We start from the raw sequence: 10399 nt of genomic DNA, 5'->3' as shown, positions 1-10399 counted from the left end.
CGCCCGGCGCTCCGACGAAATCGCGGCCGCCCCGGTGCTGTCGGAGCACCCGGGCCACCAGGTAGACGCGGCCGACGAGGACGACGAGCCCGCAGCCGAAAAGCCCAAAAAGGCCGATAAGTCAGATAAGTCGGATAAAAAAGAAGCCTCCGCTGATGCGGAAGCTGAAACTGACAAGCCCGCCAAAGCTAAGGCTTCGAACCTGGTGAAGGCCGCGCAGGCCTATGTGACCGAGCAATTCGCCGGCATCTCGCCCAAGCTCACCTACCACGCCCTGGCTCACACCGAGGCCGTGGTGAAGGAGTGCCGCGCCCTGGCCCCCGCCGCCAGCCTTAGCCCCGACGACACCGAGGCGCTGCTCATCGCCGCCTGGTTTCACGACACCGGCTACCTCGACGTGTACGACGGCCACGAGTTTCGCAGCGCCGAGCACGCCGCCGACTGGCTGCGGCAGCAGGGCCAGCCTGCAGCTCAAATCCAGCTTGTCGAAACCCTCATCAAAGCCACGCACCGCGACTCGAAGCCCGAAACCGAGCTGGAAAAAATGCTGGTCGATGCCGACATGAGCAACCTGGCCCGCGCCGACTACCGCGCCCGCGCCGAATTGCTGCGCACCGAGTGGGAGCTGGTGCTCGACAAAACATACACCACCCAAGAGTGGGCCGAGCTGCAGCTCAACTTCATGCTGGCCCACAAATACCTGTCGGAAGTGGGCAAGGAGCGCTACAAGAAGGACCTTAAAAAGAACATTGAGGACCAGCGCGACTACCTGAAGAAGAAGGAAAAAAAAGACAAGAAGAAGACGAAGGAGAAGAGCGACACCTTCGCCGAGCCCAAGCGCGGCATCGAAACGATGTTTCGCACCATGTACTCGAACCATATGAAGCTGAGCGATATGGCCGACAAAAAGGCCAGCATGATGATTCAGCTCAATGCCGTGCTCATTTCGGTTATCATCACCTACCTGGGCGCCAAAATGGGCAAGGCCGGCGCCCTGGCCCCGCTGATGGGCAACAACCCCGTGCTGGCCATCCCGGTGAGCATTCTGCTTGTAACGGCCCTAGGCTCGGTCACGTCGGCCATCCTCTCGGCCCAGCCCGACGTAACGAGCTTCGCCTGGCTGAAAAAGAGCCCCGAAATCGCCACCAACCGCCGCGTGAACCTGTTGTTCTTCGGCCAGTTCACCAAGCTCAAGCTCGACCACTTCCAGAGCGGCATGCGCGACCTGATGCGCCAGAAAGACCTGCTCTACACCAACATGGTAACGGACATCTACTACCTCGGCGAGGTGCTCACGCGCAAATACCGGCTGCTGCGCACCAGCTACACCATTTTTCTGGTGGGCATCATCCTCACGGCGCTCTCGTTCGGCATTGCGCTGCTGTATAAGTCGTAGGTCGGCCGTGTCCGTTCTTATCTTTGCGGCATGGCTGCGTAGTTCAACGGATAGAATAGGCGTTTCCTAAACGCTTGATATGAGTTCGATTCTCGTCGCGGCTACATAGAAATTATTGGTGTAAAAAAGGCTGTTTTCAATTCGAAAACGGCCTTTTTTATTGTTTGGCATCCTGTGGTTCAGCTGCCTCCAGAATAAATTCTGTGGACAGTTTACCGTGGTCAAACTCCCAGTGATGATTGGGGCACAGCGCTACGAGATTGGTCAGGATGTTCACGTCGGCTACAAAGTCGGTGGGTTGAAAATCATTGATGGGCCTGATATGGCAAACCTCATAATGGGTAGCGTAGCCGCAAACCGCGCAAGCCTGCGGCCGGCTCGATTTGCGGTAGGCCGTGCGTGCTAAGCTGCGAATCTGGGCGGCATACTGTTGCAGCGCTTTTGCTCGAAGCTGTTGCAACGGCACCGTTTGCCAGTCCACGAAGCTGGGGTTGCAATTGTCACAAGTGATTCGCCGGGTCAGCAGTTCTGTACCGCAGTGCTTGCAGCTACGGACAATGCGCTTGCGACTGGGAAAGAGGCTTCCATTTACCCGGTTAGCGCAGGACCGGGAACAATACTTGGCATTCGTGGTGGCAGCGCCGCAGTGCAGGCAGTTATTCATGCCTCAAATTAGTAGATATTGCCGGCTCATTTCCGCCCCGCCGCAATGAAGAAACTTCTGCCCCTGCTGCTAGTCGTAGCAACTGCCGTTCGGGCCCAAAAAGCCCAGCCCGATGCAGTGTGGACACAGTTCACTAAAAAGGAAAAGGAGAACTATAAATACGGCTATAAAGACGCGGATGGTCGCATCCGAATACCGGCCCGATTCGGCAATTTTACCAATGCGCAGAAGTTTCGGCACATTATGGCCGTCAATGAAGACACGACCCAGAAACAATACTATCTGCTGAAAAATGGCCGTAAGGTGGGCCGCGACAGCGTGTACATGTTCGATTACACGTTCGACTGCGAGAGCGAAGGGAAAATCCGCTTTCAGGATTATAAAAAAGACAGGGTCGGTTTTTTCAATAACCGCGGCCAGGTTAGCATTCCGGCCATCTATAATTACGCATCTCCCTTCCATAACGGCCTGGCCTTGGTGCTGACGGGCGCCCGCCGCACCTGCTGGGGGCAAGAAGGGGGCGATACGCTGAGTTGTGAGCATTTAACATGGCAAGGAGGCCGGGAAATGTTGATTAATGAGCACAACGAAGTTGTGATGCACGACCTGGGTTTGCCCCGACCAGCGTTGCTCAACTGGTATTCGCTTAAGCTAAACGAGGCGGCCCCCGATACGGCTACCACTTATACTTTTCGCGCCGTGAACGGCGACCGATACACGTTCACGGATTATGAAAAGGAATTTACGCGGTGGTTCTACGGCGTACTCATCCCGGCCCTGAGCACCGGCGCCGCCGGCCCGGTAGCTCCGTTGTGCTACTCCGAGCTGGCCGTGTCGGGGAAACCCTTCCGCGGCTGGCAGCATGTAGAGCAGGCTGCTTTCGTGCAGAAATACTATCTGTCCGCACTGCTTCCGAAGCTGAGCAGCCTGCGCGAGGGTGCAAAAAACGTGGGTGTTTCTTCCGAAGAGCTGAATAAATTCATCTTCACCAGCCCGCGCTTTCAGGGCTTTCTTACCGACTGCGGCGAGCATGACCGGGAGAAATATCCGGCATTTAGCGTCGTCGTCACTGAAGTCGATGCAAAGGGCCAGAAGCATTACGGCCATCAGCAGCATTACGCTTTCATCCGTACCACTCAGGGCTACCGGCTTTTTAGCGTATCACTGTAGCGCCCGTAAAGTCCGCCCGCGCGGCCGCTGCTCCCTGCTTTGCGAGAGAAGGCCAGGGGTGCGGTTGCGTTATCTTGGCAGCATGAAGCAACTTCTGCTGCCCCTGCTGCCCCTGCTGCCCCTGCTGCTACTTGCCGCCCCGGCCACCTTCGCCCAGAAGCCCACCGCCCCCGAAAACCTCGTGCAGTACGCCCACCCCATCGTAGGCACCCAGAAGATGGGGCACACCTACCCTGGCGCCACGGTACCATTTGGCATGGTGCAGCTCTCGCCCGATACCGACACGCTGAGCTACGAGCAAAACGGCAAATACAACCCCGACATCTACAAGTACTGCGCGGGATATAACTACGATGATAAAACCATCGTGGGCTTCAGCCACACCCACTTCAGCGGCACCGGACACTCCGATTTGGGCGATTTTCTGCTCATGCCCACCACCGGCCCGCTGCAGCTCAACCCCGGCACCGCTGACCGGCCCCAGAGCGGCTACCGCTCGGCCTTCTCGCACCAGAACGAGGTGGCCGAGCCCGCCTACTACCGGGTGAAGCTCGACGACCACAACATCCTCGCCGAGCTCACGGCCACTACCCGCGTAGGCTTCCACCAATACACGTTTCCGGGTACCGAGCCGGCGCACATCATCCTCGATATGATGGCCGGCATCTACAACTACCCCGATAAAAACGTGTGGAGCTACGTGCGCATCGAAAACGACTCGCTGGTGACCGGCTACCGCCAAACCACCGGCTGGGGCCGCACCCGCACCGAGTACTTCGCCATGCAGTTCTCGAAGCCCTTCAAAAGCTACGGCGCCCGCAAATACGACCCCAAGGAAGCCTACCGCGGCTTCTGGGGCCGCTTCGACCAGGCCCACAACTGGCCCGAGCAGGCCGGCCGCCAGTTGCGCCTCTACTTCGACTTCGCCACCGTGGCCGGCGAGAAAATCCAGGTCAAGTTTGCCCTCTCGCCCGTAAGCATGGCCGGCGCCCTGGCCAACATGCGCGCCGAACTGCCCGGCTGGAATTTCGACCAGACCCGCCGCGCCGGCCAGCAGCTCTGGCAGCAGGAGCTGAGTAAAATCACCATCCAGACGCCCAACCGGGCCGACAAGGAGAACTTCTACACGGCCCTCTACCACGCCTGCCTCAGCCCCACCGTGTACCAGGACGCCGACGGCCAGTACCGCGGCCTCGACCAGCAAACCCACCGCGCCGAGGGCTTCGTGAACTACACCACCTTCTCGCTCTGGGACACCTTCCGCGCCCTGCACCCGCTCTTCAACCTCATTCAGCCCAGCCGCAATGCCGACATGGTACAATCCATGCTGGCCCACTACGACCAGAGCCCCGAGCACATGCTGCCCGTGTGGAGCCACCACGCCAACGAAAACTGGTGTATGAGCGGCTACCATAGCGTGTCGGTCATCGCCGATGCCGTCCTCAATGGCGCGGTGCCACCCGCCCAGGCCGAGCGCGCCCTCGCCGCCTGCGTGGCCACCGCCCGCCACGGCTGGTACGACGGCCTCGATAGCTACATGAGCCGCGGCTACGTGCCCAGCGAACGCAGCGGCACTTCCGTCTCCAACACCCTGGAGTTTGCCTATGATGACTGGTGCATTGCCCAACTTGCCCAAAAGCTTGGCCACGCGGATATCTACCAGGAGTTCAGCAAGCGCGCCGGCAACTGGCAAAACGTGTTCGACCCGCGCGCCAACGCCATGCGCCCGCGCCTGGCCAACGGCAGCTTCCGCGAAAAATTTGACGTGCTGAGCACCAACGGCCAGGGCTTCATCGAGGGCAACGCCTGGAACTACACCCTCGCCGTGCCCCACGACCCCGCCGGCCTCATTGCCCGCATGGGCGGCAACCGCCGCTTCGTGCCCCACCTCGATTCGCTCTTCACCATGCACCTGCCCGACTCGTTCTTCGCCGAAACCGAGGACATCACCCGCGAGGGCATCATCGGGGGCTACGTGCACGGCAACGAGCCCGCCCACCACGCCGCCTATCTCTACAACTACACCGACCAGCCCTGGAAAACCCAGGCCCAGGTCCGCAACATCCTCGCCCGCCAGTACCACCCCACCCCCGACGGCCTCGGCGGCAACGACGACTGCGGCCAGATGAGCGCCTGGTACCTCTTCTCGGCCCTCGGCTTCTACCCCGTCGCCCCTGGTTCGGGCCAGTACGCCCTCGGCAGCCCCCTCGTGCACGGAGCAGTCATTCACCTCGAAAACGGCCAGTCCTTCACCATCCAGGTCAAAAACCAAAGCGCCAAAAACGTCTACGTGCAGCAAGTCACCCTCAACGGGCAAAAGCTGACGCAGCCGTTTCTGGCGCAGCAGGACGTGGCGAAGGGCGGCACGCTGGTGTTTGTGATGGGGGCGCGGCCGATGCGAAAACAGTAACCTTTTGTTGTATCTCAAGAAATAAAAGATACTTATTGTCTGTCAAACCCTTTTCACTTTTGTATCTTTGAGCTATGGACTTGTTTGAGGAAATGCAGGGTGCAAAGCCATTCTTGAAGTGGGCGGGTGGCAAGCGGCAGTTGATTCCCGCCATTCAAGCAGCTTTGCCGGACAATCTGCGCCATGCGCGTGAGCTGACCTACGTCGAGCCATTCATTGGCGGCGGGGCGGTGCTATTCTGGATGCTTAAAGCCTTCCCTAATATTCGGCAGGCCATTATCAATGACATTAATCCTGACCTAGCAACCGCCTATCAGGTTATTCAGCAGCGCCCGCAGGAATTAATTAAAGTCCTGACGGCTATTCAAGAGGCTTATCACCGCCTGCCTTCCGAAATAGTCCGTCGGGCGTACTTCGAGGAGCTACGCGCCGAATTCAACACCCGGCCCTTGGAGGCGGTGCGCAACACCGCCGTGCTTATGTTCCTTAATCGGACTTGTTTCAATGGCCTCTACCGCGTCAATAGCAAAGGCGGGTTCAACGTGCCGTTTGGGCGCTACGACCAGCCGGCTATTTGCCAACCGCAAACCATTCTGGCCGATAGCCAGCTGCTGTCCCGCGTCACTATCCTGCAAGGCGATTTTGCGCAGGTCCTAGACCACGCGCCCACCAACAGCTTTTTCTATTTCGACCCGCCTTACAAGCCGCTGAGCAAGACTGCCGCTTTCAACGCTTATGCTACCGAAACCTTCGATACCACCTCGCAGGAGCGATTGGCTGCCTTCTGCCGCGAGCTAGATGCACGAGGAAGCCAGTGGCTCTTGAGTAACTCGGACCCGCAAAACACTGATGCCGCCGATTCTTATTTTGATGATTTGTATGCCGATTTCACCATCCGGCGAATTCAGGCCAAGCGGCATATCAATTCCAAAGCAGAGGGCCGAGGCAAGATAAGTGAACTATTGATTAGCAACTATGCGGCAGCGCTGGAAGCGCAATTTGCCTAATCCCGCTGGCTCGCACCCACTCACAACCCTAATTCTTCCAGCGGAATTTCCTTGAAGAAATAGCGACAGCCTACTTCCTCAATGTATTCTAGCACATCGCGGTAAGAAGGGTCCAGAAACCAGTCGTTCAGCAGGTAATAGAATTCCACGCGCAGGCCCAACGGTGCTACCAGCTTTTCGTATTGCCGTTTTTTGAAATGGCAAGTCTGCAGCTTCTCATCTACCGAGCCCGAACCGGCCTGGAATTTCTTCTCGATGATATACAGCGTACCGCCGACCAAAACGGCTCCATCGGGCAACAGCCGTTTGCTTACCAGTTGCGTGTAATCGATGCCCCGAGCCGCCAGCAGATTTTTGTAGAGCTTGTTTTTCTCAAACAACACGCCCACCGGCAACGTCGTAGCCCGGTCCACCACGGTATCGCCGTGTAGCGCATAGCGTGGATGTTCCAAGAATGCATCACGTAATTCCGTACTGCGTTCAAATTCTAGGCCGTTGCGGTTAGTATTAGCACCACCGCCAGAGGTATTAAAGGGACGTATCAAGAACTGTTTCGTAACGAGTGAAAAATTCCGGCAACGAAACACCCAACGTCCGGCATAAAGTCAAGATGTTGAGCAGTGATGGATTTCGTTCACCGCGCTCTATTTGACCAATGTAAGTACGGTGAAAGCCACATCGGCTAGCCAGTTCTTCCTGCGAAAGATGCTGCTCGGTACGCCAATGGCGCACCTCTTGCCCAAATGCTTTTAGTGTTTGTTCCCGCACCCTCAAAACACGCTACTTATTGTCGGCACAACAACCGACAATAAGTAGCATTTTATATCTTGGTTTGATTTAAGATTTGCGAACAGCTACTATTGGGACCGTTTTAGTTAACCTCCTTCAAATGAGCTACGATAAAGCGATTGCTGACTTACACACCGTTTTCAAGTATCACGGCTTCGAGCAATTGTTATCAAGGAAGGAACAGAAGGCCCACCCAGTACATCGGTGCGCAAGCGGTGCAGAACTTACCGTACACTTCCCAGGCTACAAAGCTCAGCTAAACCCTTTCCGGCCTGATTACCGCGTCGATATCACCAAGCCTGGGCAAGCAAGTATTCCTCTTTCTCATGCGAACCTTATTGTTGATATATACAACAAGGTTGTAAACGGTAACATGAATCCTGATGCGTTGCAGCAAGCCTTACTTGAACAACTGTGCGACTGTGGTATCGACTACGAGGCTCTAGCTATTCGTTTGCCCTACGCATCCACTCCGCCCCCTGATGCATTGCTCGATTATGCTCAGGCAGCCCACAATGGCAAGCCATACAGAAGAGAAGGCAACTCCGCCGACCTGACAATTGAAGAACTTTTCAGCTCGATTAAGTGGATTTCAATTCAAGAAGATTTCAATTACCCAATGCCTAGATTTCAAGGCCGTAAAATGCCTTATACCCGGTACATCGAAGCGATTTACGTTGCCAAGCACAAGGAAAGCCAGCACTCCCTAGACGAGGTAATTCAACGTGCCCTTTCCCATAGCCGCCCGTTTCCTTGGGGGGAAATGAATGCCTTGAACGTTGCTACCAGTGCAATTACTAGGCATGCCGCCCGGTAGGGGCAATGGGATTATTCATTCCACTCCGCTAAGTATTGTCAAAAAGCCGCCCGCTCCCCAACCGGAAGCGGGCGGCTTCATTTCCAATCCTGCCGAAACTTACGCCGCGGCCAGTTTCCCCTTGCCGCTGCCGCCGCCGGAGTTGATGATTTTGCGGGCCTGCGTGTAGCCGTCGTAGAGCGGGCGCTCGAGCAGCTTGAAGGCTTTCATGTCTTCGTCGAGGGTGCGGAGCTCGTCCATCAGGTCGGCGAGCAGGTCTTCCAAAACACCCCCGCCGCCCGCCAAAACACCTGCTTCCCTCACCAAAATACCTCCGACCCTCAGTAAAACACGTCCCACTATCTCCAAAACAGCCCCCGCTTTCGTTCCAACACCCGCCGCTTTCCCCAACACCCCCTCCGCCACCCACCACACACCCGCTGCCTACGGCAATACCCCCACCACCCACGCAAAAGCCCCGCCGGCCCGCCCCCGCGCGGGGAGCAGCCCGACGGGGCTTCCGGGGTGCCGCAGCTGCGGCCGTTACTTTTTGCGCGTCAGCAGGTAGGTGAGGCCGGCTGCCAGCAGGGCCGATACCAGGATTTTCTGCGTCGTGGTCAGGTCGTCGAAGGCATCAGCCACCTTCTCGCCGGCCTTTTTCACGCCCGACGGCGTGTAGTCGAGCACCGCGTCTTTGGCATCGCCCGCTTTGTCGAACAGCGCCGACTTGGCATCGGCCGCCTTGTCGAACAGCTTTGACTTCACGTCGGCGGCTTTATCGAGCAGGTCGTCCTTCAGGTCGGCGGCTTTGCTGAGCAGGCTGTCCTTGGCGTCGGCGGCTTTGTCGAGCAGGTCGTGGGCCTTGTCGGTGGTGGTTTCGGCAGCGTGGTCGAGCACGTCTTTGGCTTTATCGGTAGCGTCGTGGATGGATTCGGACAGGTTCATGGTTGTAATGGTATGGTTGAGTTTATCGCTCCTTACGGCAAGGCCGGCCCGCACGTTCACAATTCTTTACCAATCCCAATGCCCAGCTCTCCAATGTCCGGTGAGGATAGTAAGGAACGCAGCATGACGGGCTGCGCCAACACTCAACCCGACCCACTCCCTAACCAAAAAATAACCTCTGCCCTCACCCCACCCGCCGCCGCCACCGTAAAACGCCCAAACCCAACCCGACCCCGATTTGAAGACGCTTTCCCGCGACCTGAGCTGGCTCCGTTTCAACGCCCGCGTGCTGCAAGAAGCCCAGAGCCCCACCGTGCCGCTGCTTGAGCGGCTCAAATTCCTGGCCATTTTCAGCAGCAACCTCGACGAGTTTTTCAAGGTGCGCGTGGCCACCCTGCGCCGCCTGGCCAAGCTCAAAAAGAAAACTCGCGCCCGCCTCGGCGAAAGCCCCCGCCGCGTGCTCAAGGAAGTGCTGGCCGAAGTGGGCCGCCAGCAGCAGGAGTTCGGCCGCACCTTCCGCGAGGAGCTGCTGCCCGCCCTCAACGCCGCCCACATCCACCTGCTCTCGGAGGCCGAGCTCACCGACCAGCAGCGCGACTGGACGGCCCGCTACTTCGAACAACATGTGCGCGACCTGCTCTCGCCCGTCGTGCTCGACGACGACCTGCACCACCTCTTCCTCAAGGACCAAACCGTTTACCTGCTCTTCCACCTCACCCAGCCCGTGGCCAAGACCAAAAAGGCCGAGGCCGAGCGCGTGCTCATCATGGAGCTGCCCACCAAGCGCCACGGTGGCCGCTTCGTGCGCCTACCCGACGAGGGCGAGGAGCACTACGTCCTCTTCCTCGACGACGTTATCCGGGTAGGGGCGGCCGCGCTGTTTCCGCAGTACCAGCACGTGGCCGTGCACGCCGTGAAGCTCTCGCGCGATGCCGAATTAGACATCGAAGAAGAAGTATCGGGCGACCTCATGGAGAAAATCCGCAGCAGCCTCGCCAAGCGTGCCACCGGCTACCCCGCCCGCCTGCTCTACGACCCCGCCATGCCCGCCGAGGCCCTGCGCGCCCTCAAGCAGAAAACCGGCATCACCGACGAAGCCCTCGTGGAGGGCAGCCGCTACCACAACTTCCGCGACTTCTTCGGCTTCCCTGACTTCGGCAACGATGCCTTCCGCTACCCGCCCCGCCCGGCCCTGCCGCACCCCAGCCTGCCCAGCCGCGGC

At 58.3% G+C, this 10399-nt stretch carries 11 protein-coding genes and 1 tRNA gene; 7 read left to right on the top strand and 5 right to left on the bottom strand.

Annotated elements, in window-relative coordinates; genetic code table 11:
* A partial coding sequence (locus tag ACYVDE_RS07830; RefSeq protein ID WP_460500927.1) for a Pycsar system effector family protein occupies positions 1-1396 on the top strand: 1396 nt, incomplete at its 5' end.
* 32 nt (positions 1397-1428) lie between these two features.
* Positions 1429-1500 (top strand) — tRNA-Arg (locus ACYVDE_RS07825).
* A 53-nt stretch (positions 1501-1553) separates the two neighbouring features.
* Here the strand turns inward: ACYVDE_RS07825 and ACYVDE_RS07820 are convergent.
* Positions 1554-2060 carry an HNH endonuclease gene (locus tag ACYVDE_RS07820; protein ID WP_460500926.1) on the bottom strand — a complete coding sequence of 169 codons (507 nt, stop codon included), beginning with the start codon at positions 2058-2060 and terminating at the stop codon, positions 1554-1556.
* A 117-nt stretch (positions 2061-2177) separates the two neighbouring features.
* On the opposite strand from ACYVDE_RS07820, the gene ACYVDE_RS07815 reads away from it, so the two are divergent.
* The 3 genes from ACYVDE_RS07815 (at position 2178) to ACYVDE_RS07805 (ending at position 6647) form a co-directional block, all read left to right on the top strand.
* Complete coding sequence (locus ACYVDE_RS07815) at positions 2178-3230, top strand: WG repeat-containing protein (RefSeq protein WP_460500925.1); 1053 nt, start codon at positions 2178-2180, stop codon at positions 3228-3230.
* Positions 3231-3312: 82 nt separating this feature from the next.
* Positions 3313-5640, top strand: a complete 2328-nt coding sequence (locus tag ACYVDE_RS07810; RefSeq protein WP_460500924.1) for a GH92 family glycosyl hydrolase — start codon at positions 3313-3315, stop codon at positions 5638-5640.
* Between the two features lie 74 nt (positions 5641-5714).
* A complete protein-coding gene (locus tag ACYVDE_RS07805; RefSeq protein ID WP_460500923.1) occupies positions 5715-6647 on the top strand; it encodes a DNA adenine methylase in 933 nt (310 codons plus the stop codon).
* A gap of 20 nt (positions 6648-6667) precedes the next feature.
* Here the strand turns inward: ACYVDE_RS07805 and ACYVDE_RS07800 are convergent, their stop codons facing one another.
* Complete coding sequence (locus tag ACYVDE_RS07800; protein ID WP_460500922.1) at positions 6668-7192, bottom strand: hypothetical protein; 525 nt, start codon at positions 7190-7192, stop codon at positions 6668-6670.
* Positions 7176-7415: a helix-turn-helix domain-containing protein gene (locus ACYVDE_RS07795; protein ID WP_460500921.1), complete on the bottom strand. Its 240-nt coding sequence runs from the start codon at positions 7413-7415 to the stop codon at positions 7176-7178. The genes ACYVDE_RS07800 and ACYVDE_RS07795 overlap by 17 nt, the downstream gene beginning before the upstream one ends.
* Positions 7416-7536: 121 nt before the next feature.
* Between ACYVDE_RS07795 and ACYVDE_RS07790 the strand changes: the two genes are divergently transcribed.
* Positions 7537-8253, top strand: a complete 717-nt coding sequence (locus ACYVDE_RS07790; protein WP_460500920.1) for a hypothetical protein — start codon at positions 7537-7539, stop codon at positions 8251-8253.
* 99 nt (positions 8254-8352) lie between these two features.
* Here the strand turns inward: ACYVDE_RS07790 and ACYVDE_RS07785 are convergent, their stop codons facing one another.
* Together ACYVDE_RS07785 and ACYVDE_RS07780 are read right to left on the bottom strand one after the other, a co-directional pair.
* Positions 8353-8517, bottom strand: coding sequence for a hypothetical protein (locus tag ACYVDE_RS07785; RefSeq protein WP_460500919.1), 165 nt, complete (start codon positions 8515-8517; stop codon positions 8353-8355).
* Between the two features lie 258 nt (positions 8518-8775).
* Complete coding sequence (locus ACYVDE_RS07780; protein WP_460500918.1) at positions 8776-9177, bottom strand: hypothetical protein; 402 nt, start codon at positions 9175-9177, stop codon at positions 8776-8778.
* 238 nt (positions 9178-9415) lie between these two features.
* On the opposite strand from ACYVDE_RS07780, the gene ACYVDE_RS07775 reads away from it, so the two are divergent.
* The coding region (locus ACYVDE_RS07775) for a polyphosphate kinase (protein ID WP_460500917.1) at positions 9416-10399 on the top strand (984 nt) is incomplete at its 3' end.

Source organism: Hymenobacter agri (assembly GCF_054778495.1).
Note: the sequence above shows the minus strand (reverse complement) of the source record. Positions and strands in the feature narration are given on the sequence as shown.